This window comes from Thioalkalivibrio thiocyanodenitrificans ARhD 1 (assembly GCF_000378965.1).
In the GTDB taxonomy this organism is placed as follows: Bacteria; Pseudomonadota; Gammaproteobacteria; order Ectothiorhodospirales; family Ectothiorhodospiraceae; genus Thioalkalivibrio_A; species Thioalkalivibrio_A thiocyanodenitrificans.
Genome location: NZ_KB900536.1, coordinates 2642977 through 2669771, shown reverse-complemented (window position 1 = coordinate 2669771; position 26795 = coordinate 2642977). Strand labels below are relative to the sequence as shown.

At 63.0% G+C, this 26795-nt stretch carries 19 protein-coding genes; 4 read left to right on the top strand and 15 right to left on the bottom strand.

Translation table 11 applies throughout. The annotated features are described in order from the left end of the window. Nucleotides 1-36 precede the first annotated feature (36 nt). The gene (locus THITHI_RS0112655) at nucleotides 37-573 is read left to right on the top strand and encodes a thioredoxin fold domain-containing protein (protein ID WP_018233474.1); all 537 of its coding nucleotides are present in this window, start codon (nucleotides 37-39) and stop codon (nucleotides 571-573) included. Nucleotides 574-768: 195 nt separating this feature from the next. On the opposite strand, the gene THITHI_RS0112650 is transcribed toward THITHI_RS0112655, so the two are convergent. After that, a complete protein-coding gene (locus tag THITHI_RS0112650) occupies nucleotides 769-1587 on the bottom strand; it encodes a class I SAM-dependent methyltransferase (protein WP_033336946.1) in 819 nt (272 codons plus the stop codon). Between the two features lie 166 nt (nucleotides 1588-1753). Here THITHI_RS0112650 and THITHI_RS19835 point away from each other — a divergent pair, with 166 nt between their 5' ends. After that, on the top strand, nucleotides 1754-1969 hold the full coding sequence (locus THITHI_RS19835; protein WP_156820541.1) for a hypothetical protein: 216 nt from the start codon (nucleotides 1754-1756) through the stop codon (nucleotides 1967-1969). A gap of 525 nt (nucleotides 1970-2494) precedes the next feature. Here the strand turns inward: THITHI_RS19835 and THITHI_RS0112640 are convergent. The 11 genes from THITHI_RS0112640 to THITHI_RS0112600 form a co-directional block, all read right to left on the bottom strand. Next, nucleotides 2495-3394: a restriction endonuclease gene (locus THITHI_RS0112640; protein ID WP_018233471.1), complete on the bottom strand. Its 900-nt coding sequence runs from the start codon at nucleotides 3392-3394 to the stop codon at nucleotides 2495-2497. Nucleotides 3395-3509: 115 nt separating this feature from the next. Next, nucleotides 3510-4412, bottom strand: a complete 903-nt coding sequence (locus THITHI_RS20605) for a hypothetical protein (protein ID WP_156820540.1) — start codon at nucleotides 4410-4412, stop codon at nucleotides 3510-3512. 90 nt (nucleotides 4413-4502) lie between these two features. Then, on the bottom strand, nucleotides 4503-5219 hold the full coding sequence (locus THITHI_RS0112630) for a hypothetical protein (protein WP_018233469.1): 717 nt from the start codon (nucleotides 5217-5219) through the stop codon (nucleotides 4503-4505). Nucleotides 5220-5294: 75 nt separating this feature from the next. Beyond that, nucleotides 5295-8525, bottom strand: coding sequence for a DUF3883 domain-containing protein (locus tag THITHI_RS0112625; RefSeq protein WP_018233468.1), 3231 nt, complete (start codon nucleotides 8523-8525; stop codon nucleotides 5295-5297). A gap of 75 nt (nucleotides 8526-8600) precedes the next feature. Next, complete coding sequence (locus tag THITHI_RS20275; protein WP_232199419.1) at nucleotides 8601-9617, bottom strand: RelA/SpoT domain-containing protein; 1017 nt, start codon at nucleotides 9615-9617, stop codon at nucleotides 8601-8603. Nucleotides 9618-9767: 150 nt separating this feature from the next. Continuing rightward, nucleotides 9768-10184 carry a hypothetical protein gene (locus tag THITHI_RS0112620; protein ID WP_018233467.1) on the bottom strand — a complete coding sequence of 139 codons (417 nt, stop codon included), beginning with the start codon at nucleotides 10182-10184 and terminating at the stop codon, nucleotides 9768-9770. Nucleotides 10185-10282: 98 nt separating this feature from the next. After that, entirely contained in the window at nucleotides 10283-10570 is a 288-nt protein-coding gene (locus tag THITHI_RS20270) for a DUF3892 domain-containing protein (RefSeq protein ID WP_083908724.1), read from the bottom strand. 534 nt (nucleotides 10571-11104) lie between these two features. Then, on the bottom strand, nucleotides 11105-14215 hold the full coding sequence (locus tag THITHI_RS0112615; RefSeq protein WP_018233466.1) for an efflux RND transporter permease subunit: 3111 nt from the start codon (nucleotides 14213-14215) through the stop codon (nucleotides 11105-11107). Beyond that, nucleotides 14212-15345, bottom strand: a complete 1134-nt coding sequence (locus THITHI_RS0112610) for an efflux RND transporter periplasmic adaptor subunit (protein ID WP_018233465.1) — start codon at nucleotides 15343-15345, stop codon at nucleotides 14212-14214. Before THITHI_RS0112610 ends, THITHI_RS0112615 begins: the two co-directional genes overlap by 4 nt. 11 nt (nucleotides 15346-15356) lie before the next feature. Continuing rightward, nucleotides 15357-15794, bottom strand: a complete 438-nt coding sequence (locus THITHI_RS0112605) for a cytochrome c (protein WP_018233464.1) — start codon at nucleotides 15792-15794, stop codon at nucleotides 15357-15359. An 82-nt stretch (nucleotides 15795-15876) separates the two neighbouring features. Continuing rightward, nucleotides 15877-16479: a TetR/AcrR family transcriptional regulator gene (locus THITHI_RS0112600; protein ID WP_026186323.1), complete on the bottom strand. Its 603-nt coding sequence runs from the start codon at nucleotides 16477-16479 to the stop codon at nucleotides 15877-15879. A gap of 561 nt (nucleotides 16480-17040) precedes the next feature. Here THITHI_RS0112600 and THITHI_RS0112595 point away from each other — a divergent pair. Then, nucleotides 17041-18036 (top strand): IS110 family RNA-guided transposase, encoded by a 996-nt coding sequence (locus THITHI_RS0112595; protein ID WP_018232516.1) that lies wholly within the window; start codon nucleotides 17041-17043, stop codon nucleotides 18034-18036. 139 nt (nucleotides 18037-18175) lie between these two features. Here THITHI_RS0112595 and THITHI_RS0112590 read toward each other — a convergent pair whose 3' ends face one another. Further along, nucleotides 18176-19186: a class 1 fructose-bisphosphatase gene (locus THITHI_RS0112590; protein WP_018233461.1), complete on the bottom strand. Its 1011-nt coding sequence runs from the start codon at nucleotides 19184-19186 to the stop codon at nucleotides 18176-18178. A gap of 301 nt (nucleotides 19187-19487) precedes the next feature. Between THITHI_RS0112590 and THITHI_RS0112585 the strand changes: the two genes are divergently transcribed. Further along, on the top strand, nucleotides 19488-20753 hold the full coding sequence (locus tag THITHI_RS0112585; RefSeq protein WP_018233460.1) for a 6-phosphofructokinase: 1266 nt from the start codon (nucleotides 19488-19490) through the stop codon (nucleotides 20751-20753). A 27-nt stretch (nucleotides 20754-20780) separates the two neighbouring features. On the opposite strand, the gene THITHI_RS0112580 is transcribed toward THITHI_RS0112585, so the two are convergent. Continuing rightward, a complete protein-coding gene (locus THITHI_RS0112580) occupies nucleotides 20781-21983 on the bottom strand; it encodes an EAL domain-containing response regulator (protein ID WP_018233459.1) in 1203 nt (400 codons plus the stop codon). A 61-nt stretch (nucleotides 21984-22044) separates the two neighbouring features. Beyond that, nucleotides 22045-26439 (bottom strand): PAS domain S-box protein, encoded by a 4395-nt coding sequence (locus THITHI_RS19000; RefSeq protein ID WP_018233458.1) that lies wholly within the window; start codon nucleotides 26437-26439, stop codon nucleotides 22045-22047. Nucleotides 26440-26795: the final 356 nt, after the last annotated feature.

Genomic DNA, 26795 nt, shown 5'->3' with positions numbered 1-26795 from the left:
TTGATGAATCGAGGAGAGACACCAGCCGTGAAAACAATGCGAGCGCATGCTCACAGCCTCGTCTGTCTGCTGGCTGTCTGGGTGCTGGGGCTTGGGGCCGTGGCGCACGCTACGGGTGCGCCCCCCGAGAAGGTCAAAGAGCGTGTCGGCGCCATCGACGACTCGGAGCTGATCGTCTACGAGCCCGAGGGTGAGGCGAAGCATTCCGTGGTCGTCTTCACGGATGTCAATTGCACCCACTGCCGCCTGCTGCACTTCAGGATGGATGAGTATCTCGAAAAAGGCGTTCGGGTGAAGTACGCGGCCTTCCCGGTCCATGGCGATTCCAGACGTCTGATGGAGGCGGTCTGGTGTCGGGAGGATCGCAAGGCGGCCATGGACGAGGCCAAGCGGGGCGTGAAGCTTGAGACCGCGGATTGCGAGACCCCCGTGGTGCATCATCTCGACATTGCCCTGGACCTGAGTTTGTGGGGGACGCCGGCGATCGTGACCCCGGAAGGGAAGGTCCTGTACGGCTATCTGCCCGGCGTAGAGGTGCTGAATGTGCTCCACGAGAGTCCGGCGAAGGACTGACCTGATCCATCGCTTTCGACCCTCGCCATCGATGCCAACAGAATGATGCGTGTCCTTTTATCTTCTTCCTCGATTCCGAGGCTCTTTGTAAGGCGAATCAGAAGGTAGCCGTGGTCCGACCCCGTCGTCCCCGCCACGCGACCATTGCCGGGGGCGTGAGCCAGACAACGGCCCGGCAATGGCCGGGTAACTCCTTCACGCACGGGTCGCGACTACTTCCAGATACTCGGCCTCGACGCGCGTCGTACCGTCATCGGCCGTATTGTGCTCCGACCACAAAGTGACCAGATCGCGTTCCAGTGCCTCGGCGTGTTCGTCGGAAAGTGCGTCAAACACGCGCAGGATCGGACCGTAGTAACGGCGGTAGAAGTCGACGGTATCGGCAGGCGGGAACGGGTAGTCGAACCACACCGGCACGCGCTGCATCGCCAATGCGGAGACGCCATCGCCGAGTCGTTCACGGACCGCCTCGGCCTGGCCCCACAGCAGCGGCGAGGGAACGCCGGGCGGTGGTGGTACATGTGCGCTCACCACCTTCAGCATCCGCCCGATGAACCCCTCGGGCGTCCAGCTGGCCAGCGCGATCGTGCCGCCGGGACGACATACCCGCAACAGCTCCGTCGTCGCCACTTCCGGCCGCGGCGCGAACATGATGCCGTACATGCTCACGCAGAGATCGAACCCTGCGTCGGCGTAGGGCAAGGCTTCCGCGTCACCTTCGTCGAAACGGATCTCGAGTCCCTCGGCCTTGGCTCTTTCCCGGGCCTGCTCGACCAGATTGCCGGCCAGGTCGATGCCGACCACGCTGGCGCCGACCCGGGCGGCCGGGAGTGCGAGGTTGCCGGTGCCGCAGGCGATGTCGAGCACGTGCCTGCCGGGCCCGATATCGTGGCGCGACATGAAGTCTTCGGCATGCGACTCGATCGACTTCGCGACCTCGCCGAAGTCACCCGCCCCCCACGTTGCCTTCATACGTTCCTTCACAGTTGCCAGATCAGGCATTGTCGCATTCATGATGGTTTCCTCCCCAGAAAGGTGACAGATCCTGAGGTTTCCCCAGAAATACTCTTATGCAAACCGATGGTTACGTACTACGCTCGATGAAAACAGCGTGCATGACAGGTTTTTGTTCCTCACGTCTAGCCACCGTGAGGAACGTCCGCTATGCGCCACATCAATCTTGCATAAGATTCTCAGGCCTGTCACCAGTCGGATCGACCGGCGCAATGTCCGAAACCTATTCCTCGCCGTCGAGGCATTGCTGATCGACCGGCGCCTGACCTTGATGGAACTGGCGCGTCACTTCCCCGGCGCCGAGCGCATTGGCGCACCGCTCAAGCGCTTCGATCGGCTGCTGGACAACGGGGACAACGGGGTCAAGTCTAGCAATAGATAGTAATGCGGGAATCCGGTTCACCGAGCACGTATGGCGCGCGCTGGAAGAGGTTCCTCTCTGACCCGGGCTTCCGTGATCAGTCTTGCTGCTCCCATTAACTATATATTACTAGACTTGCCCCCGCCCTCCCCATATCCAAACTCCCGAGTCCATACACCTGCTATGAGCGTTCTTTCACTACCCGAGCTACAAAGTGAGGGTTAATACCACACGTTAGGGTTGCGAATTTGGGGTCGCGCCGGACCTCTAATAGTTCGTTTGCGTCCTTGGTACCCCGTTTCGCATACGCACCGACGATTTCATCGGTATTCAACCCAACCTTAGCGGCCAACGCCTTCAACAGTTGCTTCATTTGACTTTCGGTATAGCACCCGAGTTTTATCTTCCGCTCGAATATCTTCTCGGTGCCCTGATATCCAGCGATTTCCCAGTATCGTTGAGTCATGACAGATAACGCCTAGCGTAACCGGCCAGCTTTGGAGCGCAGCGGAGAAGCCGGTCCGAGTTGACGCTTTTGTTAGCCATTTACTCCTCGAAATAATCAGTGTCGATCCGCTTGACCTCGTATGCACGAGCCAGGGACACCCCAAGCCCAAAGTCAATCATGTACTCGGCAAGCTGCTTCCCATCAACCAGTGCCACCTTCGGGTCGATAGTTTGGACGTAAGCTGCTGCGTCAGCAGAAAATGAGCCGGTTGTTATGAAAACGCCCTTTCGCGCCCTCTTGCCATGAAGCGCCCCGACGAATTTCTGAATCTCAGGCCTACCCACTGTTCCTTCCCAGCGTTTGGCCTGCAAATACACCATTTCCAAGCCAAGCCTATCTTCAGAGATGATTCCGTCGATTCCTTCATCTCCCGCCTGGCCAACACGCTCGCCACTGCCACCACCCGCGCGGCCGTAGCCCATTTTCAGCAGCAGATCGACGACAAGATGTTCAAAGAAGTGCGGCGTACATGATTTCACTCGCTCCAACACCTCAGAGGCCAGATTCTTACGGATAGTGAGGTATGCTGATTCCAGGGTCTCCTCCGGCGTGTCGGAATTCTCATCATCTGTCTCGCCCTCGGTGTTCTTTGACGAGCGGCTTCGGAATTCCTGAAACTCGGGATACTGGCTGAGGAATTTGATGGAAACCTCATCCGACGGATCTTGAAGCACTTCCCTTCCGCGCTCGGTGATTTGAAAGTGTGCCCGCTTGGGGGATGAAAGCAGACCACCCCGCTCAAGATAAACCTTTGCCCAGGCGACTCGATTCGAAAAACGCGCTTGGCGCCCACTTGGCAGAAGCTCTTCCAGTTCCTCCTTCGTAAGCTGGAAGTGCTTCGCCATTTCCTCCCGCGCATCGGCAAGCGACCACACCTCTCCGTCGGCAGCCAACTTGAGCATCGGAAGAGTGATCTCTTGAAACTTGAGAATTGCCACGATCTGCGTTCCTTCTTTGTATGGCTAACGCCTGAGCTCAGGTCCGTTTGAGGCGACGGCCGGTTTTGCGGCAGCAAAAATGGGCGGCGGGTCAAACGTCACCTGCAGCGATTTGTTAGGCATATCGTTTCCTGCCTACCGTAAACCAACGAACTCCGAAGGACACACAAAATGCCTGCACCGTCAGAAAATCTAGCAAAGCATCCGCGTTCTCTCCGGATATGGCATCCAGGCTAACTGAGATTGCGGAAAGGCGTTGAAAGAACAGAGCCGCGCGTGCCTCCTGTTCTGAGGAGGCTTCCTCCGCGCAAGCATTCACGCTGTTTGCCAATACCTTTAGGTTACGTCTGAACTTCTCATCTGGTTCATTGGCCAACTCGGAGGAAAGTGCTTCAAGCCGATTCAATAGAGGAAGGCCCTCGATGAATTCAGGCTCGACGTTCGCAACCCCAACGTTACCGGGTTCACAGTAATTCCACTTCGAGTGCCCCGATAATTGCTGGGCCTCAGGAAATGTCGAGTTTTCTACGATATTCCGTGATCTAATGTGTCCGTACAGCTGACTCAGTCGGTGGAACGCTGCTGCGGCGTAACAGACAAGACCCTTGCTGCCAACGTGCGCAGCCAGCGTTTCAAGTATGTGCTGCTGGTCGGGGTTGATGTTGATGCGCCAGTACGGACCCTGAATTCCTTTCTCTCTGAGTTTCTGAGCTACATTCTTGAGATGATCGGGCCGCTTCGACTGAATGAATAGATTAATCTCAAAATTTGGCAGCGAACGCGGCTCCCGGAAGTGCCGCAAATGCCGAATTAGAAACAAATCGTCCAAGAGAACGCCATCGAGAGGCCGGTCGTAGCCGTGAATATCCCAAATTCTCTGATCAAAGCACAGCGCCGCATAATCAAACCCAATGTGCCCTTCCAATACTTGCCCGGGAGACCACACCAAGTTGGTTTGCTGCAATTGGTTATAAAGAGGCGTCTCGAATTCGCGTTCTTCAAATTCAGCAGCTGGCACTATGCTCTCCGATATGCCTGACGCCAGCCGTACCCAGCGCATTTGTAGTGAGCGCAGCAAACGAAAAATGCGTCCGAGTTGACGGCATTGTTAGGGCTGCAGGACAAGCCAGCCACCATCAATCATAATTTGTTGGGCATTTTGCACCGCTTGAATTTCGATCTCGTTCAGCCCCTGGCCCTCTCCATGAACAGTTTCCTGGTGCTCATGCAAATGAACGGCAAGCAGAATCAACAATGCAACATGTAACCCATAGAGACGCCACGATAATTGATCCCGGAATTGCTGAACCATAACCACACCAGTTGTATCTTCAGCTAAGCCCACAGCATTTGGCGCTAGGATATCTTGAAGTACGTCATGATCCGCTGCATGTGCCGCCTTACTTAGGTCACCATAGAGAGTCGCGAGTGCCCATGGAACATGTCCTACGTTCGGAGTCCTTCGTAATACGCGTGTTCCTTTTTTCAACTCCTCAAGGGCCGCGATCGTCTCCAGCTCTTGCCTGATTAACGCAGCGGCTTGGATGTAGTAGCCCTCACTGATAGCGCATTCCACGATGTTAATGCCCTGGATAAATGAGGCTATCAACACTATCTGCTGTTGCGAATCGCCAACGATTTCGGCTCTCTCCCCGTCCCTTCGTTTCACCGCAGAACCTATTGCGCCTACGACTTGTATATGAGATTCGAGTAACTGCCCATACCTCTCTTTGGACTGTTCGCGAATTACACTCCCAGCGGCTACTTGAAGCCCTAGCAAATCCGTTGCTGCGGCAAGCAAATTCTCAACGGCTTCCCGGTACATGTTCTGTTGCGTTAACGCTCAGCATCAGCGGCGGCGCGAAGCGCCGTCCGCTGCATGCTGTTGTTAGACGCCCAATTACTCACCCGAACCATCGACTTCTGCAACATTGATCCAACCGCGGTCGAACGTGAAGGTTCGAGCCTTGCCAGCCGGGTCCTGAATGCGAACGATGCGTGCGGCGTCAGTGCCCGCGTGTTCGACCACGTAGAGCCAATAGGCCTCGCCGTGCTCCCGGGCATGGTCGAACTGAGTGCGCGATAGTCCCACCGGATGATCGTTCAGGCTGCCCGTCATTGCCTTGACTTCACACCACCGCGTCGCGTTGCCGCCTTCGTCGGCCACATAGAGGTCATAACCCGGATTGTGGGTTGGTGTGCGGCGCCATTCAGGCTCGCGGGACAAGATGAACTCGATGGCCTTCGCTTCGAGTGCCATGCGGGCCTGCTGGTCTAGGCCGTCGGGGTCCGGTTCCTCGTCGTCGGGATGTGCTCCGACGTAGGAGATGAACATCGCGGGTGTACGCTCAGGTGTTTGGTCTCTCTCCTTCCGACCGGGAGCATCCTTCGGTTCAGTGCGCGCCCGCTCGCCGGTGCCATCGCTCTCCCTTCTGCCGCCGCTTCCACTGCCTCTGGTTCCGGCGGTGGTTGTTCCTGAGCCTCCACCCGCATCTCCTGATCCGCCTGGCTTGGACTCCTGCGTCCTCGGGGCGCTGGGAGTGGTAACAAGCGTGTCGTCCGCTGGCTCCACTCCCTCTTTCGCGGTTTCGGAGACTTGGTCGCTCTCACCCGCTTCCGAGTCCTCGGCGAGGCCGAGTCGAACGACGAGTTCAGCGACGCTGGTGACTCCGTGCTTCTTGAGTAGGTCCAGCACACCGGTCTCGATACCTGCTTCCTTCGCAAGCGCCTCGATGATCGGTGGCTTGAAACGGATCTTGGACTCGAGGAATGGGTTTGCCTTCCAGCCGAGGGTGTCGAACAGGACGAACTCGGGCCGATGAAGGTCTCCGTTTTCATCGGGAATCCACGCAGTCTCGTTCAGTTCCCGAATGAAAGCGGCGTCGAATATTGTGCGGTACGTGCCGTAGTGCGTCCAAGTGTACTCACCAGTGAAGACGCTCTTTCCACGACGCTCTTCGAGATTCGCGAGCTCCTCCCAAAGACGCCAAGCCTTGGCAACCTGCTCCTCGGACGACAGGCCCGGAAACGCGCTGAGGAGATGACGGAGACCAACCAGCGACCAATCCGTAATTCGATCATTCTGGTTCGAAGTCTCCGCGTGACCGGCTCTTTCTCGCAGTTCCTGCCGTTGCTCCCATGAAAGCGACGCGTCCGCGACTGGTCGGAGGTATCGAACCGCTCCACACGCTACGAGTAGTTCCCGCACCTCCTCGCCGCGGAGGCATGAATACGCATCGTCCACGCGCAGCACATCTGGAATCCCCGCGAACAGCTCCTTCAGGCGTTCGGTGGAAAGATAGACGCTAGCGGGCCGCTCAACGTACTTGCGTGCATTGCCTGTATCGACCGCCATGACGAACGGTGTTTCACGCAGCGCTACCAGCAGCTTTTCGCGTTGATCCTTGGAATCCGTCGAAAAGGCAGCAAGTATGCGGCGTATGTCGCTCTCGTAAGCGTCGTCTGCGATATCGACCTTGTCTGACCGATACTTCGGAAGAACATTTCGGACCACATCGTCCACCGGGTCCGGCTCCGTCAGTCCCAGCGACCGAAGTAACTCGCGCGCCGACTCCGTCCCGCATACCGATGCCCGGACCGTGGGGAATCCCGTCGTTATCGTGCTCGGCAAGAACGCTTGGGGCTGACCGTCGACTCGCGGTGGAACGTGGCTGCCGTCCACCAGCCGGATAAGCGGCAAGCCATCGAGCCGCCGGCGCAGGGCGGCTTGGCCGCCTAGGAACTCGTAGAGGTTCAGAATCCAATCATCGGGCTGCGCTTCGAGGAACGATTGGTCGAGCCGGGGGATGATGGTTTCCGGCGTAATCTCTGTGACACTCAGCTCCTGCATGACATACCGTCGCAACTCTGGCGCGCGATCCTGGCTTATGTCGCCGCTTAGCCAAGAGAGTTCCCCATCTTCTCCCAGGAGCGCGGCAAGCTGCGAGGCGCTGAAGAGATCGCGGAGTTCCTGGGTGCGCCCGAGCCGCGCACGGTCGGCCGGTGTATGGCCGTCGCCGAATCGCGGCAGCAGACGCTCCGACGACAACGCTTCCTTAGTCACCTGGAAGAGCGGCGCGAACATGCTCGCCTCGCCGAACTTCGATGGATCAATGGGCAGACACCGCAGAGCCGCTGCGTCGAGCAATTCGTTTTCGCGCAACCATCGAAGCGCGTCCACGAGAAGCGATCCGGTCTCTTCAACAAGATGCTGGTTCCATGGGTCGCTCCGGGGCACGTTGTCGCGGCTCGGCGTGGTGCGATATGGACCCTGCAACAGAAAGCCAAAGTGCGTCTCGACCACCGTGGGAAAGAACACGACGAGCGGCGAGCGCTCTACCCGCTGAATGGCCTCGCCCTCGGGTGGCTGATTGGAAAGTGAAAAGGCGATCTCGACGTAGCCGGCATGGCGTCCGTCCTGGGCCGCAACGGCCTGCGAGAAGACGAGCCATTCGTCATCGACATCGTCGGCGTCGTGTTGTTGGCCGATAACGGTAACCCGGCGAACCCCGTCAGCCACGTGCCGCGACTCGCGGAGGTAGGTCCCTGGAGGCCCACCCTTTACCCTCCAGCGCACCTCCTCGATCTGCCGCAGGAAGAGGAGCGCGGTCGTGCCGAGGCGCTGAAGACCACGGGAGACATCGTCAAGCGCGTGCGAGTCACCCGACTTGAAGGGGAGGACAAAAAGAGTCTCGTCGTCGTCCCGGGAGGCACGCTGGACCCCAACAGGCCAGACGAAGCTTTCGACGGCAAAGGCCTCCGTCCCCGAGTGCACCTCTGGGCGATCCGTAATGGCGTAAACGGATTTGAAGCCGATGCCGAACCGACCGATGGCGGTCAGCGCCTTCGTACTCTCTGCGATGCCGCAAATTCCTCGAACATCAGCCTCGCAGAAGGGCTGGCCGAAGTGGCTGAAGCGGAGTTGGGTATCGGTCAGTTGGAATGAGACGGCTCGCGCCCCCTGCCATTGGTCACGACGCGCGAGTGCGTCCTCCGCATTCTGCAGAAGCTCGAAGATGAAGTGGGTGCGGTCGTCGTAGCGGTCAGCGAGGAGCATCGGCCCGATGCGGCCGATGTCCGTGCCGTAGCGCCTCTCGTTGTCGGCGCGAATGGCTTTGTAGTCAGAAGGCATCAGTCGGTTCCGTATATGATCCCATGGCGAGCATCTCGGGGGCCTACGTTCGCTTGGGGCGTCTAACGATCGCGCTTAGCGGCGCGTTCTTTTGACGCGTCCACTAGAGCGCCTTGTTCGGCGCCCTGCGCGTATTTGCTTCTTGCCAGACAACTTCTGGCAGCCTTCTTCCACCAAGCGAATGAAATCCCGAGCATCGGAAAAGTAGTTTTTAAAGGCGAACCGAACCTCTTCCGAGGTATCAGCCTTTACCAACACAACGTCAGTTCCAGGTAGTTCTTTCTCTAATTCAAAAAGGGCCGCCAATGCTTCAGTGGCACTCCGATAAGTTTGCACTTCAAGTTCGCCTGACTCATGAAAAATAAGGATAGAGTTTCTATTCTCACTGACTTCGGCGCTCGCCGTATTGAGCCCTCTCAGCATGTTTAAAAGGTTCAACTCCGCATCAAGCGCAAGAAATTCTTGAACCACCTCGACATCGGTCTTTTCCGGGAATGGCCCCTTTTCATCTTCATGTGCTCTGGCTAGTATTTCTGATGCAAGCGCCATAGCATGATTGTAACGGTCGTCACCTTTTTCAAACTTAGGCTGATTTTCAGTAATAAAACCGATCACTTCCACGGCGGTAGCCCAAGCATGCTGAACTGCTGTGCGATACTGGATCTCAACAAGAAGACCTTTTAGGTGCTTTCCCGTCACCGAGTTGACGTCATATGAGTAGACATCATGTATCCCCCGGTATCCTGTGCTTTTAGGCTTCTCTATGTAGTTATATTTTCTTGCTTCATTCTTTCTTTTGTGATGAAACCGCGCCCTATGAAAGTTGGAGCGAAATTTATCTAAAGAAGCAATGTCCGGAAAAATCAACCGGCACCCAGCCACATCATCCATACGAGCAAGCTGCATTTCTGGAAAACGCACCAATTTGTCGAAGATTGTTGATCTGCGCTTGTGGCGCTGAGCAACCGTGATATCGGAGTCACGGGTACGGTTTCGCAATATCGCCTGAAAAGTATTCAAGACCGACCGGTGAGCTGACCGCCACTCTTCGATAACCAAGTAGTCCTCAATGTCTGCGGTCTCATCACGCACGGCGCTTCCTGCGCGATTAACACGCGACTTTGAGCCCCCTGGGAAAGCCTTATTTGCAGATTGATTCAATGTACCCTCACATACTCTGCCGAACGTGGGGGTCACCGGAGCTGCGCGGCTTTATCGCGCAGCGTCCGGTGGACCACAGGGTTATGCCTTGCCATCAGTTTCGGTGAGTTCAAGAACGCGTCGGCGAAAGGATTCTGGCTCAAAGAATGGTTCATTCTCCCGCAGGAGAAGCGGTTCCATTGCGGCTGCCTCAAAGACGGATTCGCCAACCATGTGCGAGCCGTCGGGGGCTTGCGGCAACACTCCGAGAGGCAATGTGTTTTTGGCAATGAGGGCAGACATTGCTGTGAGCCGGTAGTCCGCTGCCATTGCACGGTAGTGCTGCCCGGGGAAGCGTTTGGCAAGAAAAAATATTCTTCCTTCCCAATCTCCGCGATCTTCCGGAAGATCGTGGACAGCATCGGAAATCTCCAGCAGATCGTCAGCGGAAAAGCGCTCGGAGCTAAGGCGAGCGACCATATCTAGCTCGGTTTGGGTGATCGGCTTCTTCTTGGGCATCAGGTCAGATTCCGGAGGCATAACGCCCGGCTAAACGGCGCGAACGCAGTGAGCGTCCGGCGCAGCGAAGCGGAGCGAATTTGAGCCGCTTGTTAAGCCTAGGGGCACTCAGGCAGGCTGAGCAGGTTATTGGGTTGTTCGCCGTCATTCTCTGTTTTTAGGTATTTTCTACCACTTGCACTTGTTGAAACGATGACCCAAACCGACTTTCCATTGACACTCACATAAAACCTCCATTTTCCAGACTCAATCCCTTCAATAGCGCTATCTAGAGTTAATTTCCACCGCGAGCCGTCGCCATTAACTCCTCCGACATGACTGATTCGCTCATGAGCACTTTGACGGTCTGTCTTGTTGATACATTTAATCTGGTGGTTATCGGCCATGTGACTCTCCTTCGTTTATAGGCTTAACTATAAGTAGACGGCCAAACGGCCGCGTAACACCCCAACACAGAACACTCCAGATCCGCGTTTCGACGCGGAATCAGCATCTTGATCAAGACGCCACAGGCATCCAAGGCGGCCGCTATCCTGCGGATACGCTGTGTAACGGCTTATGCGGCACTTGCGCCGTATGATGCGAACCCCGGTTCCCGGGAACGTGGCGGGATGGCGCTGAGCGAGGCAGGACTTCGAGCGCAAAATACGGATGGCGCGCCGCTGGGGAGCTGGCCTGATGGCCAGGGCGAACGCGTCTAAACCCCGTCCGTGGCTCGAAAGCGAGGCGGCCCGTCCCGGCCGTCGCCGAGCAAGGATCGCTCGATGGCCGGCGCACCGGCGCAGAGGCTGTTTCCTTGGATACCGCATGATGTTCGCGGCTCGTCTCCCTGGATGCTGGGTTAATCCTACATAACGTCCGGGATTGAGCCAAGTTCGGGCAACGCGGATGCGCCGGCGAATGCGCTTCGCTTATCCGCCCTACGGCGCTGCGGGGTTGTCAGCCTGACGGCCCACCCCCGGTCTCGCTCGCACCCGCTCCATCACCACAAACAGCGCCGGAATCACCACCAGCGTCAGCACCGTCGCAGCAATGATCCCGCCGATGATCACCGTGGCGATGGGCGAGAAGCGCTCCGCACCCACCGCCATCTCCAGCGCGAGCGGGAACATGCCGGCGACGGTGGAGAGCGCGGTCATCATGATGGGACGCATGCGGGTGTCGACGGCCTCGGTGACGGCGGCGTGAAGGTCCAGGCCCTCGGCCATGCGGCGGCGGGTGAGGTCCAGCAGGATGATGCTGTTGTTCACCACGATGCCGATGAGCAGGATGATGCCGAGGAGCGCGGGCATGGAGATGTACTTGCCGGCCACCAGCAGCGCGGCGGTCACGCCGATGAACTGCAGCGGGATGGCGCTCATTACCGTGAGCGGATGGACGAAGCTTCCGAACTGCACCACCAGTAGGAGGTAGACCGCGAGTGCCGCGAGCATCAGGGCGCGGAGCATGTGGGCGCGGGCCTCGTCGAAGTCGGCCTGCTCGCCCACCAGGAACACTTGGTAGCCCGCCGGGGCCTCGAAGGTGGCAAGGCGCGCCTCCACGTCGGCGACCACCTCGGAGAGCGGCCGGCCCAGGTGATAGCCGAGCACGTCCAGCGTGCGCTGCCCATCCTCGCGGGTGAGCACGCGCGGGCCGAGGTCGTGTTCGAGCGTGGCCACCTCGCGCAGCGGGACCGGGCCCGCGGGCGTGGCGAGGGTGACGTTCTCCAGGTCCTCCAGGTGCAGGCGGTGGGCCTCGGCGTAGCGCACCACCACGTCCAGGTCCCTGAGCGGCGGCTGGCGGAAGCGGGTGGCCACCGCGCCGTCCATGGCCCGGTGCACGGCACGGGCCGCCTGGGCGCCGGTGAGGCCCAGTTCCGCGACACGCTCGTGATCCAGGCGCACGCGCAGCTCCGGGGTGTCCAGGGCCCAGTCCTTGTAGAGGTCGGTCACGCCGGGGATGCCGCGCAGGTGTTCCAGCAGGGCCTGGGCGGTGCGGTCGAGCTCGGCCGGGGATTCGCCGGCGACGCGCACGATGACGGGAGCTGCGGTGCTCGCGCGTGCCGTGCCGCCCATCTCGCGCGGTACGCCGAGCATGACGCCGGGGGTGCGCTCCAGGACCTGGCGCACCTCATCCATGATCTGCCACTGGTCGGCATCGCGGTCGGTGCGCGGGACCAGGTTGACGGTGATCTCGGCCTGGTTGACCGCCATGGCGCCGCGATCGCCCATGGCGCGTGCACCCGTCTCGTGGCCGGCGCGGGTGCTGACCGTGAGCGTGTGCTCGCGGCCCACCAGCACGTCCTCGGCGCGGGCGACGGCCCGCACGGTGTCCGCAAGCGTGGTGCCCGGCACCAGGTCCACCACCACCCGGAAACTGCCCGAATCGAAGCGCGGCAGCATCTCGCTGCCCACCATGCGCAGCATGCCGAGGCTGGCCGCGAGCAGCAGCACCGAGGTGACCAGGATGGTGACCGGGCGGCGCAGGGCGAGCCCCAGGCCCGCCAGGTAGTAGACGCGCACCGCGCCGCCCGCCCGGCCCAGCCCTGCCACGAGCCGGTTCGGCGCCTGCGGGCGGCCGGGCCTGAGCCACCACACGCCGAGCAGCGGCACGAGGGTCACGGCCATGACGAAGGACGAGGCGAGCGCGAAGGCGAGCGTCAGGGCGAGCGGGCCGAACAGTTCGCCGATGAAGCTGCCCATGAACATGAGCGGCACCAGCACGCCCAGGGTGGTGAGCGAACCGCCGAGCTTGGCGGCGAGGACTTCGCCCACGCCGTTGACCACGGCGCTGCGCGCGCTGGCGTCGGGCATTTCGAGATGACGGTGAATGTTTTCAAGGATCACGATGCCGTCGTCCACCAGCAGGCCGATGGCGAGGATCAGCGCCGACATGGTGACCATGTTGAGATCGAGTCCCGCCGCCTGCATGAGGGCGAAGGTGGCGAGAAAGGCGGCGGGGATGGAGAGCGCAATGATCGCCGCCTGGCGCAGGTCGGCCAGGAACAGCAGCACCACGACCATGGTGAGCACCACGGCCACGAGCACGGTCTGGGTCATGTCGGTGATGACCCGCTCGGTGAATACGGAGTCGTCGTCCGCGACGATGATCTCCAGCGCCGGATGTTCGGCCCGCAGCGTCTCCAGCACGTCGCGTACCCGCGCGGCCACCTCCACGGTGTTGGCGTCGTCCCGGCGCAGCACCTGCACGGCGATGGCGGGAAGGCCGTCGAAGCGGTAGGCGTTGCGGATCTCGCCCGGCGCGAGGCTGACCGTGGCCACATCATTCAGGCGCACCTGCCCGGCGGCATCGGAGCGCAGCACGATGCGCCCGGCGGCCCGGGCCGAATCGATGGGTGCGTCGAAACGGATCACGCTCTCCAGCGCCCCGTGACGCACTCGGCCGCCGGGGGCGACCAGGTTCCAGGCGTCGAGGGCGGCGACCACCTGCTCCAGATCCACGCCCAGAGATTCGGCGCGGTCCGGGTCCAGGGCCACGTGCAGTTCACGTTTATGAGCGCCGATGATGTCCACCGCGGCCACGCCGGGCACCCGCTCCAGGCGCTCGCGCACGGCGTTGTCCGCCAGTTCGCGCACCTCCGTGAGATCCAGCTTCTCGCTTCGTAACGCGACGGTGACGATGGGCTTGTCGGCGGTGGAGAATTCCAGCACCCGCGGTTCGCCGATGGCGTCGGGCAGGTCCCGGCGCACCCGACCCACGGCGTTCTGCACGTCCACGGCCGCGAGCGTCGCGAGCCTGCCGTAGTCGAACTCCACCCGCACCACGGACAGCCCGGCCTGGCTGGTGCCGGAGATGCGCGTGACACCGTCGAGGCTCGCGAATTCCTCTTCCAGCAGTCGGGTGAGGTCCGCATCCACGTCCGCCGCCGCCATGCCCGGATACTCGGTGATCACGGTGACAGTGGGCGGGTCCGTGTCCGGGAAGAGTTGCACGGGCAACTGGAATCGGGCCTGCACGCCCAGCACCAGGACGCCCACCAGCAGGGCAATCACCGTGTGGCGATGGCGCAGGACCCACTCGGGCCAGTTCATGAACCGGGATCCTCGCCGGCCTGCACGGGCAGACCGTCGCCGAGGCGCGGGTCGGCGGTGACGATGACCCGCTCGCCGGATTCGAGACCGGCGGTGATCAGGTATTCACCCGCCCGGGCCACGGTCACCTGCACCGCCCGCTCGCGCGCTCGACCGTCCTCCAGCACGTAGACCCGGCGCTCGGACCCCTCGCCGTGCACCGCCTGGGCCGGGAGGCGCACGGCCCCCTCGATCTGCTCAAGCTCCACGTGCGCCTGCAGGGCCATGCCGGGGCGCACACCCGCCGCATCATCGGGGAAGAACGCGGCCAGTGTCGCGTTGCGGCTGCCCGCATCGAGTGCCGGGTAGAGACGGTCCACCTGGGCGGACCAGGTCCGGCCCAGGGCCGGGACCTCCAGGCGCACGGTCATGCCCGGGCGCAGACGGGAGACATCCATCTGCGGGACCTGCACCACCGCCTTGAGGTTGTCGAGTGCCACCACTTCCACCAGGGGCTGGCCCGTGGTGGCCAGCTCGCCCTCGCTGGCGTGGACCCGCTGCACCAGCGCGTCGAAGGGAGCGCGTTCCTCGGCGTAGCTCAGGCGCCTTTTCACCAGGCCCAGGGCGGCCGCGTTCTCGCGGATCTGGGCCTCCAGCGTGTGGACCCGCTGGCGGGCATCGTCGAGGCTGCGCTCCGGCGTGAGGCTTCGCCGGAAAAGATCCTCCTGGCGGGCGGCTTCACGCCGGGCGGTGGCAAGCTCCCCCTCCAGACGGTCGCCCACGGCCTCCAGACGCGCCGCATCGCGCTTGAGTTCCTCGTCATCCAGACGGGCGAGCACATCCCCCTGGCGCACGAGGGCGCCTTCACGATGGGGGATCGCGAGGATCTGGGCCGTGAGGCGGGCCGAGATGCGCGCCCGCCCCTCGGCCTCCACGGTGCCGCGATAGGTCCGCTCCACCACCGCCGTCTCCGCCGAGGCGGCCAGCATCTCCACGGCCGGCGGCGGCACGGCGCGCGCGGGTTCCGGATCGAAGCGGGCGGAGAGGCGCTCGGCGCCTGCCAGCCCGATCCACACGGCGAGCAGTACGAGGATGAGGGTGACGGTCAGGCGCTGGGGCCAGGACAGGCGGGGGATGTCGGGGGCGGACATGGCGGGAAGTCTCAGGGTTTCGGTGCGTCGGGTTGCGTGAGCTCGTCACGGAAGGCGGCGTGGCAGGACACGCAGCCCTGCATCACCCTGGCGTGATAGCGCAGCACGCCGTCCATGTCCCCGACCCCGGCCGCGTCGGCCATCTCTTCACCACCGCCGTGCACGGAGTGGTCGATGGACTGGAACAGTTCCACGCGGGGACCCACGGCCTCCATGAGGCGCGCTCGCTCCGCGGGGGACGACCGGGGATGATGGGCGATGGCGGACGCGTAGCGCTCGATGGCCTCGAAGTCCTCGGCGAAGATGGCGGCGTTGAGGTGGTTCATATCCTCGGCTAGCCCCTGCATGATCTCCTTGAAGGTCGGCCCCTCCTGGGCGGCGGAAGCGGCGATCCACGAGACGGTGACAAGGGCCAGTGCGGCACGGCGTACGGTGTGCGACAGGGTCATCGGTTTGTCTCCTTGATTAACGGATATCAGATACATGTTTCCGGGCGCGATGCGGCCGGTCGGATGCGTTGCCTGTCAGGCCTCAGGGTGTCCAGCGCGCGACCAGCGCCGGCTCCAGCAGGCGCCACAGGGCATCGCCCTGGGCCTCCAGGGGGAACTCGAAGTCGCTGATGGACCAGCGCATCACCAGCCCCTGGACGAGGGCGACGATGAACCGGGCCGTCTCCTCGGTATCCAGGTCGGGGCGGAAGCGGCCCTCGTCCACGCCCTCGTCCAGCAGCGACCGGACGCGCCCCGTGTAGGTTTCCATGATCCGCCGCACGACGGCCTTGAGTTCGGGGTCTTCCAGGTGCAGGCGCTCGGAGAAGAGCAGGCGCGGCAGCCCCTTGCGCTGGCTGATGAAATGCAACTGGCGGGAGAGGAGCTGGCGCAGGCGCTGGTCGGCCGGACCGGATCCGGCGAAGATCGGCGTGAGCACCGTGAGCACGCTCCGGCCGATCCACTCCAGCGCCGCGCGCAGGATGGCATCGCGGGTCTTGAAGTGGCGGAAGACCGTGGGCTGGGCGATGCCCACCCGGTCCGCGATAGCTTGGGCGGTCACCTGCCCGACACCGCGCTCGCCGGCCAGATCCAGCACCGCCTGGATGATCTCTTCCCGTCGTTCCTCGCCTGATTTGCGCATAATGGTCATCGGATGTAAGTGAGTACTTGCTTGCATAGTAGATGCGGTTGATGTGGTGGTCAAGCCGTGGCGGGGGACGCACGGGGCATGATGCCGCCCCGTCACTTGTTACTGCCCTTCTCCCGGTAGGATGGGTCAAGCGCAGCGGACCCATGCGGACGGCTTCTTCCGGTAGGATGGGTCAAGCGCAGCGGACCCATGCGGACGGCGGAGTCAGGCGTGAGGCGGCAAGCGGTGAGAGGGCCGGGAGGGGTGGCATCTGAGCCCGTCACTGGTCACCGACTCTTCCGCATGGGTCCGCTTCGCTTGACCCATCCTTGTATGTTGTCCGCGTCTGGTCTGATAGGGTTTTGGGCCGGGCACCGGGGAGGCCGTCCCATCCTGGAGGCAGCGTTGGTCTGACCTCGTTCGTAGAGCGGCTCCCCGCCTCATTGCCGACTTCGAGGAGTATCCAAAAGCCAGCCAGGCTGGACTTTGCATCACAAGGTCGAAGCTGCAAGAAGTGCGAGGTCGGGGAACCGGTGTCTATTGTGACTCAACCAGCCCCCGAATGGGAAAGGACAGATGATGACTGTGGTAGGTATCGATATCTCGGCCCAATCCTTCGACCTGGTCAGCCGCCGCGATGGGCGTAACGCCAAGGCGCAGCGCTTCGAACAGAGCCCCCAGGGCCATGCCCGTGCCATCAGCCACCTCAAGGGGCTCAAGCCTGAGTGCATCGTCATGGAGGCCACCGGGGTCTATTACCTGGACCTGGCGGTCGCTCTGCATGAGGCCGATTTGCCAGTGTGTGTGATCAACCCGCGCAGCTTTCGCCACTTTGCCGAGATCCATCTCACGGGCACCAAGACCGATGCCATCGATGCCGCGCTGCTTGCCGAGTACGGCGAACGCATGACGCCCCGGCGCTGGACGCCGCCGCCGAAGCACTGCCTGGGGTTGCGCGATATTGGACGGCAAATCAATCGCTTGATACATGCCCGCACCCAGGCCAAGAACCGCCTGCACGCGCTCAGCGCCAAGACGAGCACGCCTGAGCTGCTCATCGAGGACGAGCAAGACGGCATCGCCCAGCTGGATCGGCGCATTGAACGACTCAAACAGGCAGCCCTGGAGTTGATCGCTCAGTCCGAGACACTCTCGAGCCACTTCGAGCACATAAGCACGGCCCGAGGCATGGGCCAAGCCAGCAGCGTGGCGGTGCTTGCCGAACTGTGTACCCTGCCGAGCGATCTCAAGGCCGCGCAGGTCAGCCGCCATGCCGGACTCGATGTACGGCTCACGCAGTCGGGGAGCAGTGTCAACAGCCCGGGACGCCTGAGTAAGGCCGGTAACGCCTATCTGAGGGCCGCGCTCTACATGCCCGCCATGGTGGCCATCCGCCATGAACCCAGGGCCAAGGCCTTCTATGAGGCGCTGGTGGCACGCGGGAAGAAAAAGATTCAGGCCCTGTGCGCCGTGATGCGCAAGTACCTCACCGGATTGTGGGCCTGCATCAAAACTCGAACCCCCTTCGATGCCGCGGCGCTGTTCAGCGATCAACACCTCAACAAGGCTTGACCGGGAACGGAGTATCTACGGGAAGAAGGGCAGTGAGCAGTGACAAGTGACGGGGAAGGCATCAGGCGTCACCCGTCACCAGAAAAGAACCCGGCAATGCCGGGCTCTTTGATCTGTCCACTATCACGCCGTGCGGGCGTCACTCCTTGTGGTAGCTCGTCACGCGCTCCACCTCGTTCTTCGAGCCCAGCACCACCGGCACGCGCTGGTGGATGTGCCCGGGCTTGATCTCCATGATGCGTTCGCGGCCCGTGGTGGCGGCGCCGCCCGCCTGCTCGATGATGAAGCCCATGGGGTTGGCCTCGTACATGAGGCGCAGCTTGCCGCCCTGGCCCTTGGCCTTGATCTTCTCGTCCATGGGGTACATGAAGATGCCTCCGCGGGTCAGGATGCGGTGCACCTCGGCGACCATGGAGGCCACCCAGCGCATGTTGAAGTCCTTGCCTCGCGGGCCTTCCTTGCCCTGCAGGCACTCGTCGATGTAACGCTTCACCGGCGTCTCCCAGAAACGCATGTTGGAGGCGTTGATGGCGAACTCCTGGGTGTCCTCGGGGATGGTGATGTTCTCGTGGGTGAGCAGGAACTCGCCGAAATGACGGTCCAGGGTGAACATGTTCACCCCCCGGCCGGTGGTCAGCACCATCATGGTGGACGGGCCGTACAGGCAGTAGCCGGCAGCCACCTGCTCGGTGCCGGGGCGCAGGAAGTCCTCGGTGGTCGGATCCCCGGGGTGCGGCGAGGCCTTGAGGATGGAGAAGATCGTGCCCACCGAGACGTTGACGTCGATGTTGGATGAGCCGTCCAGCGGGTCGAACAGCACCAGGTAATGGCCCCGGGGGGCATCCTCGGGCATCCGGCAGATGTCGTCCACCTCTTCGGAGGCAAGCCCGGCCACGTGGCCGTTGTGCTGCAGGGCCTCCATGAAGATCTCGTTGGAGATCACGTCCATCTTCTTCTGGGTCTCGCCCTGCACGTTCTCGGATTCCGCGCTGCCCAGGATGTCCACCAGGTCGCCCTTGTTGACCAGGTCGGAGATCTTCTTGCAGGCCACGGCGATGTCGTTGAGCAGGCCGGTGAATTCACCCGTGGCGCCCTTGAAGTTGCGCTGGGTCTCGATGATGTAGTTCGTCAGGGTCGTTCCGATATGCATGGTTGCAGATTTCCTAATGGTTAAAGGTAAACCGTGCCTCACCTGATCGATGGCGGTGCACGTAGCACGCCGGCGGGGCAGGACGGGTGGCGCGATACCCCGGCTTGCCCGGGACCCGCAAGCTGTTAACCTGAGGGGGCAAGCACTGACATTGCGCCAAGGCGGCCGTCAAATCAGGGCGCGTATCATAGCAAAACGCCCTGACGAGTGCGCATGTGCCCGCCACGGCCCGGATTCCGCCTCGACAACCCGGGGGCGGTGAACCCTGACCCCGCGCCACCAACACGGATACCGGAGACCGATGCCCAACAATGTCCTCTATGCGCAGTCCGGCGGTGTCACCGCCGTCATCAACGCCAGCGCCTGCGGCGTGATCCAGACGGTGCGCCGCCATCCTCGTACCTTCGGCCGCATCTTCGCGGCCCGGGACGGCATCCTCGGTGTGCTCAAGGAGGAGCTGATCGATCTCGAACGGGAGAGCGACGCGACCATCGCCGCCCTGCGCCATACCCCCGGCGGCGCCTTCGGTTCCTGCCGATACGACCTGGGCGACCCCGACACCCATCCGGAGCAGTACCGGCGCCTGGTGGAGGTGTTCCGGGCCCACGACATCGGCTACTTCTTCTATAACGGCGGCGGCGGGTCCATGGACACCGCGCTCAAGGTGGCGCGCATCGCCGACCAGATGGACTATCCCATCCGCAGCATCGGCGTGCCCAAGACCATCGACAACGATCTCGCCTGCACCGACACCAGCCCCGGGTTCGGTTCCGCGGCCAAGTTCATCGCCACCGTGGTGCGCGAGGCCAGCATGGACGTGGAGTCCATGGCCAGCTCCGGGACCAAGGTGTTCATCATGGAGGTGATGGGGCGTCATGCGGGCTGGCTGGCCGCGGCCGCGGCGCTGGCCCAGCAGGCGGAGAATACGCCGCCCATGCTGATCCTGTTCGCGGAGATCCCCTTCGACCAGGCGGACTTCCTGAGGCGCCTGAATGCCGTGATCGAGGCCCATGGCTATTGTGTGGTGGTGGCTTCCGAGGGCCTCAAGGGCCCTGACGGCAAGCTGCTCACCGTGGCCCAGGCCCACGATGTGTACGCCTACACGCAGCTCGGCGGCGTGGCGCCCATGCTGGCGCGCATGATCAAGGAGGAAACCGGCCACAAGATCCACTGGGCGGTGGCCGACTATATTCAGCGGGCCGCGCGTCACATCGCTTCGCGCCTGGACGTGGAGCAGGCCTATGCCGCCGGCGCCATGGCCGTGCGCTTTGCCGTGGAAGGGCACACCGGCTTCATGCCCGTAATCAAACGCCTGTGCGACCAGCCCTATCTCTGGACCGTGGACCGGGTGCCTCTGGAACAGGTGGCCGACATCGAGCAGGGCCTGCCCCGGGATTACATCACCGAGGACGGCTACCATATCACCGCCGCGTGCCGCCGGCATCTCGCCCCGCTCATCGACGGCGAGGACTACCCGCCCTACGACAACGGCCTGCCCAACTACGTGCGGATCCGCGGCGAACTGTTGGAGAAGAAGCTGCCGGTGTTCAGTCCGGAGGGTGGTTGATCTTTGCGATCAGGATGTGCGGGTCGTTCATGGGCCGGATAATCCCATGTCCCGGCAGCGTTCCTCCCAGACGGGCAGCCAGTCCGGAAGTTCGTTCATGGGCATCGGTCTGGCCACAAAGTACCCCTGTGCCGTGTCACAGCCACGCCTCCTGAGAAATGCCCAATCCTCCTGATTCTCCACGCCTTCCGCGACGCTGCGCATGCCGAGGCGGCGTGCCATGTCCAGGCTGGCTTCCAGTATCGCGCCAAGGTTGCTGTCGTGCCGCCAGGCACCATGGACAAAACCGCGATCGACCTTCAGTTCGGTGAAGGGTATGTCACGCAACTGCACAAGGGTGGAATGGCCCGTGCCGAAGTCGTCGATGGACAGTTCCACACGCCTGAGCCGGAGCCTGGCGAGAATGTCGAGCGCATTGCGCACGTCCTTCATCAGTCTGCTTTCCGTGACCTCCAGAATGAGTGCCGACGAAGGGACGCCGGCACGGCTTATCTCCCGGGAGACGAAGTCCGGAAACCGGAGATCGCTCAGACTCTCCATGGAGACGTTTACGGCGACGGACAGATGCAGGCCTCTCTCGATCCATGTCCGGGCCTGCTCCAGTGCCTGTCGAAGCACCACCCGGGTCAGCTCGTCGATCATTCCGTGCTCTTCCGCCGTGGCGATGAACTGATCCGGAAAGACCAGCCCGTCCCGGGGGTGCCGCCAGCGGACCAGCATCTCCACGCCGTTGACCTCGCCGGAGGCGAGCGCCACCTTGGGCTGGCAGAAGCATTCCAGCTGGCCTGTGCGGATGCCTTCCAGTACCTCCTCGGGACCGTAGATCCTGCGGGCCGGTCTCTTTGCGTCACCGGCCGGTTGCGTGTGGCTGGTCAGCATCTTGCGCAGGCGCTCCGGATCGATGGGCTTGTGGAGGCTGCCCAGCACGTGCAACTCATGGGCCCTGGCCAGGCGTTCGGCCGTCTGCAGTATCCGTTCGTCCTCCCCGCTCACCAGCACGAGCCCCCCTTCGAACCCGTTTTGGGTCAGCCGACGGACGAACTCCACGCCGTCCAGTTCGGGCATCTGCAGATCGGTGATCACCAGGTCGAAGCATTCGCCGCCGGTCATGCGCGCCAGGGCATCATGGGCGCTGGTTGTTGATTCGACCCGGTTAAAACCGATGACGTGAAGCTGATGCCTGATCAGCTTCAGGGCGAAGGGGTCGTCATCGATGACAATGATGTGCACAGCATATGCTCCCTGCCGGCAGATCCGGCCCAGAAAATGTGCATCGGTCCGTCCGTGCGGCTCAGTCCGATGATAAACCTGCAATCTCCTCGATCACTTTCGCAAAGCGCGTCTCGAAGTCCTCCATGTTCCGGCGTACGGCTGTCAGGTCGCCCCGCTTGCCGGCGTGCTCCAGCTTCTCGCAAAGGTCGCCGAGGGCGATCGCGCCGACGGAACGCGACGACGACTTGAGCTTGTGGGCAACCGGTGCGATTTCGCCCGGAACCCCCTTGTCCACTGCCTCCCGCAGGGCCGCGGCGGATCGCTCGGCCGTCTCGCCGTACTCCCTTAGAAAGTCCCGGATCGTGGCGGGGTCGTCGCCTACGAGTCGTTCAAGCACCGAGATGTCCAGTGCATCGCCGGATGCGGGTGATGTTTTCGCCGCGGGCGGTTTGTCCCCGTCGTCGCTCGGCGACTGCGCAAGCCACTTCTCCAGGGCGGCGCGAAGCTTTTCGAGGCTCACCGGCTTGGTCAGATACTCGTCCATGCCCGCCGCCCTGGCGCGGTGGGCCTCTCCGCGCAGGGCGTTGGCCGTCAGCGCGATGATCGGTATCCGGTGTCTGCCGGCGGCCTGGCGCCGGATCTCGCGGGTCAGCGCATACCCGTCCATTTCGGGCATGTGCAGGTCGGTGAGGATCAGCGCATGATCCCCCGTGTGCCAGCGCTCCAGCGCCTCGACGCCACTCTCCACCACCTCCGCCGCATAACCCAGCAGCCGGAGCTGCTGCAGGATGACCTTCTGGTTGATCGGGTCATCCTCCGCGACCAGGATCAGCCGGTGTGCGGCCCGGGCCTGCTCCACGGTCGGCGGATCGGAAAGCTCACCCGGGCGCCGCTGCGGCTCCTGATCGTGAAAGACCTCCGGCGAGGCCCGCCCTGCTGCCACTGCCACGGCGCGCAGGAAGGCCTGGCGGCGCATGGCCTCGCCGTCGATGGTCACGCTCCCCGGCGAAGCCATCCGTGCACGGCGCCGCCGCCCCCGGCAGATCAGCAGCCGGCGCAACTGGGGCGATTTCGCGGGCTTCCCTTTCCCGGTGCCGGCGCAGGTCTCGGAGTACTGGATCAGGACGGCGGGTTCGTCCATCTGCCGGGCCTCATCGATGGCGTCCTTCTCCCGTGTGAAACGGCGCACGGTGGCTCCCGCGTGCTCCAGATAGGTCGTCAGGCCGTCGGCGTCGATCCCGGGGGATTCGACCAGCATGCACTGGAGCCTGCCGAGGTCGGGCAGGACGCGCTCGGGCTGCTCGGGGGCCGGCTCCATGGGCAGCGTGACCGTGAACGCGGACCCCTCATCCGGCGCGCTGGTGACGCTGATCTCGCCGTTCATGGTGTCCACCAGGCGCTTGACGATCGCCAACCCGAGGCCGGTCCCTCCGAACCGCCGTGTGGTGGAGATCTCGGCCTGGGTAAACGGCTTGAACAGGTTTTTCTGGGTCTTTTCATCCATGCCGATGCCGTTGTCCCGGATGCGGAAGGCGATCCTGAGCGGGTCGGCCTGCGCCGCCTCGACCCGGACGGAGACCAGACCCCGCCGCTCGGCCCGGCCCGAGGAGAACTTGATGGCGTTGCCGATCAGGTTGTAGAGCATCTGGCGAATCCGGGTGTCGTCCGACAGCACCCGCTCCGGGATCTCCGGGGAGACGAACAGGCGCAGGTCCACCCCCTGACGCATGGCCACCGACACCATGGAGTTGCAAAGCCCCTCCACAAGATCCGGGATGCACACGGGGCTGTGCTCGATCTCCAGCCGGCCGGCCTCGATCTTCGAGAAGTCCAGGATGTCGTCGATGAGCGTGAGCAGGCTCGCGGCGGATTCGCGCACCGTCTTGACCAGCTCCGCCTGATGCGGCGTCAGACGGCTGTGTTCCAGCACGTCCACCATGCCGACGATGCCGTTCATAGGCGTGCGGATCTCGTGGCTCATGGTGGCCAGGAAGGCGGACTTGGCGCGGTTGGCCTGCTCGGCGTCCATCTGCGCGCGGGAGAGTTCGTCGATGAACCGGCGGCGCTCCGAGATGTCGCGCAGGGCGCCGATGAAACGCAACTCGTCCTGTACCCGGAACTCGTTGGTGGTCAGTTCCATGGGCAGCGTACGCCCCTCCTTGTGCAGACCGGTCACTTCCCGGGTGCTTCCGAGGGTCCGGCGTTCACCGGTGCGCAGGTAGCGGGCCAGATACTCGCCGTGTCGACTTCGATCAGGTTCCGGCATGAGCAAGGAAATGTTCTTTCCAAGAACCTCGGCCACCCGGTAGCCGAACAGTCGCGTGAGCGCCGGGTTGGCGCTCTTGATGATTCCCTCCGTGTCGATGGTGATGACGCATTCCAGCAGGTTGTCGAGGATGGCGTGCAGCTCCCGCTCCTTGCTCTCCAGGGCCAGTTCCGCCTCACGCGCCCGGCTCACGTCGCGAAAGACCAGAACCACGCCGCGCACCTTCCCGTCGTCATCGGTAATGGGTGCGGCGCTGTCGGCGACGGCGCGTTCGGTGCCGTCCCGGGCGACGAGGACCGTGTGGTTGGCCAGGCCCTGCACCTTTTCCGTGCGCAGCACTCTCTCCACGGGGATCTCGGCAGGCTTGCGCGTCCGCTCATTGATGATCACGAAGACCTTATCCACCGGACGTCCCCGAGCCTCCTCCAGGGACCAGCCCGTGAGTTCCTCGGCCACCGGGTTCATGCGCGTGACGTGGCCGAGGGTGTCCGTGGCCAGCACGGCGTCTCCGATGGAGTTGAGCGTGGTATGGAGATCGGTTTCGCTGGCACGCAGGGCGCTCTCCGCGGCCCTGCGTGCCATGAGTTCGCGGTCGAGATCAAGGGTGCGGGAGGTGACCTCCGCCTCGGTGGCGGCATTGCGCCCGGCTGCGGCCAGGGCGGCGAACGAGACGAGAAAACCGGCCAGCAGGGAGAACAGGTAATAGAACTGCGAGCCGGCGGTGACACCGTGCAGGCCGGCCGCGGACAGGGGCTGGATTTCCGCGCGAAAGCGCCGTTCCGTTACCTCCACGTCGCGCACCCAGCCCGGTTCCACCCCCGGCGGCAGGGTGTCGGCCATGATCGTGGGGGTCTCCCCCGGTGTGATGTCCGTGACGCGAATGCCGAGCCCGTGAAGCTCGGCCGCCCGCACGAGGGGCCGGAAGATCACATCCAGGTCGAACACGCCGACCACGAAACCCTCCAGGGCCTCCCGGCGCGCGGCAACGGCGGCGTTCACGGGATCGAATCCCTGGCGGTAGACGGGGCGGAAGGTGAGAATCACGTGTCCCTCGGTGCGCAGCAGCGGGACCGCGGCGATTGTGGCCCCGTGGTCTCTTCCCAGGGCCGCCTCCATCGCCACGCGCCGCGCGCCTTCGAAACCGTGGTCGAGGCCGAGGATAGCTTCATTGACCGTGTGTGGTTCACTGAATAGCACCGGAAAATACTCCGAACGCGAAGCGGGCGGCCCCAGGCGGTCTTCGCCATCGGGTTCGAAGACCCGGTAGTCCTCCAGACCCTCGGCCCGCACCATCGCCTCGAACTCCCGCAGTCGTTCGCGCGGCACGCGGGGTGCCCAGTCGATGCCCACGATCCCGGGTCTGCGCACGAGGAATGAGTTGAAGGTGGTGAACTCCCGGCGGGTCACCTCTTCACTGGACAGGAAGAATCGCTCGACGCTGGTCAGCACCTCGAAGGCGGCCGCCACGGGCAGCAGGCCGGTGCGGTACATCTCGTCCTTGTAATCCTCCAGCGCCGCGCGCTCCCGGGCATTTTCCAGGTGTTCGAGACCCATCTGCCCCAGCGCCAGGAGCGCGGCCGTGGCGGCCAGGGGCAGCCCGACGCGCCAGGTGCTGTCCTTCCATATGCGCTGCATGCGCGGCCAGGCCAGCAGCACCAGCGGGGCGAACAGGACCGCCCCGATCGAGCTGCCGCTCCACATCACCAGCCACTGGGTCGGCAGCGAGACCGGCTGCTGGGTGTTTCCGAAGGCAAACAGGGCCGCCGTCCCCAGCGTGGCGCCCAGGATGCTCGCGAGCGGACCCGCCAGCAGCAGAAACCGCAACACGTCGCGTTGCCGGGCGAGCGGGATGCGGCGGTTCAGGTAACCTCTGCCCAGCAGGGCCCCGGCCAGGGCCTGCAATGTGGCTGCGATGGCCATTGCCGCCGCCAACAGGGCCCCTTCCACGGAGACGTCCAGCCAGAGGGTGTATACGAACGCCCCCAGAAGCACCCCCGGCCAGCAGCGCAATCCGCCCATGAGTAGGGCGGCCAGCGCCACGCCCGCCGCCGGCCACATGGGAGAGGCGTAACCCGGCGGCAGCGCCAGCAGGCCGCCCGCAAGCGCGGTCGCGAGATAGCCGATGGCGACGAGCAGGACGAGTGTCAAGTAGCCGAACGGCGGAGGCCGCTGGGCGAGCGCGGCGTCCGATTTTGACGGCGCGGACATGGTCAGTTGCGCCGAAGGGGGCGCATCCACGTTGGATGGGCAGGAGCAATCGACCCGACAAAGGCCGAAGGACTCGTCCTCGCGTAGACGAGATGGGCCATGGTGTCCTCCCAAGCTTTTCTTCTTGTTCTTTTTGCCCGTGTCACTTCCTCGATCGGTCACGGGGCCGAGGGCTTTAGTGTTGCGAAATCCTATCCGTTTTCAAAACGGCCAATGCCATTATAGACATAGCGCCAGGACCTTGCCTCGACGACGCATGGGCTTTGGACGGAATCCGGTGGGATGGCGGACGTTGCCCTGTTGCATCCGCTGCAGACTGCGCGAGAAGCACTTGCCGACGTTTGAAGCCAGGGCGA

What these genes read in the sequence shown, in the direction of transcription:
- THITHI_RS0112655 (WP_018233474.1), top strand. Translation starts at nt 37, where the DNA reads ATGCGAGCGCATGCTCACAGCCTCGTCTGTCTGCTGGCTGTCTGGGTG.
- THITHI_RS0112650 (WP_033336946.1), bottom strand. Translation starts at nt 1,587, where the DNA reads ATGAATGCGACAATGCCTGATCTGGCAACTGTGAAGGAACGTATGAAG.
- THITHI_RS0112630 (WP_018233469.1), bottom strand. Translation starts at nt 5,219, where the DNA reads ATGTACCGGGAAGCCGTTGAGAATTTGCTTGCCGCAGCAACGGATTTG.
- THITHI_RS0112625 (WP_018233468.1), bottom strand. Translation starts at nt 8,525, where the DNA reads ATGCCTTCTGACTACAAAGCCATTCGCGCCGACAACGAGAGGCGCTAC.
- THITHI_RS0112620 (WP_018233467.1), bottom strand. Translation starts at nt 10,184, where the DNA reads ATGCCCAAGAAGAAGCCGATCACCCAAACCGAGCTAGATATGGTCGCT.
- THITHI_RS20270 (WP_083908724.1), bottom strand. Translation starts at nt 10,570, where the DNA reads ATGGCCGATAACCACCAGATTAAATGTATCAACAAGACAGACCGTCAA.
- THITHI_RS0112615 (WP_018233466.1), bottom strand. Translation starts at nt 14,215, where the DNA reads ATGAACTGGCCCGAGTGGGTCCTGCGCCATCGCCACACGGTGATTGCC.
- THITHI_RS0112610 (WP_018233465.1), bottom strand. Translation starts at nt 15,345, where the DNA reads ATGTCCGCCCCCGACATCCCCCGCCTGTCCTGGCCCCAGCGCCTGACC.
- THITHI_RS0112605 (WP_018233464.1), bottom strand. Translation starts at nt 15,794, where the DNA reads ATGACCCTGTCGCACACCGTACGCCGTGCCGCACTGGCCCTTGTCACC.
- THITHI_RS0112595 (WP_018232516.1), top strand. Translation starts at nt 17,041, where the DNA reads ATGATGACTGTGGTAGGTATCGATATCTCGGCCCAATCCTTCGACCTG.
- THITHI_RS0112590 (WP_018233461.1), bottom strand. Translation starts at nt 19,186, where the DNA reads ATGCATATCGGAACGACCCTGACGAACTACATCATCGAGACCCAGCGC.
- THITHI_RS0112585 (WP_018233460.1), top strand. Translation starts at nt 19,488, where the DNA reads ATGCCCAACAATGTCCTCTATGCGCAGTCCGGCGGTGTCACCGCCGTC.
- THITHI_RS19000 (WP_018233458.1), bottom strand. Translation starts at nt 26,439, where the DNA reads ATGTCCGCGCCGTCAAAATCGGACGCCGCGCTCGCCCAGCGGCCTCCG.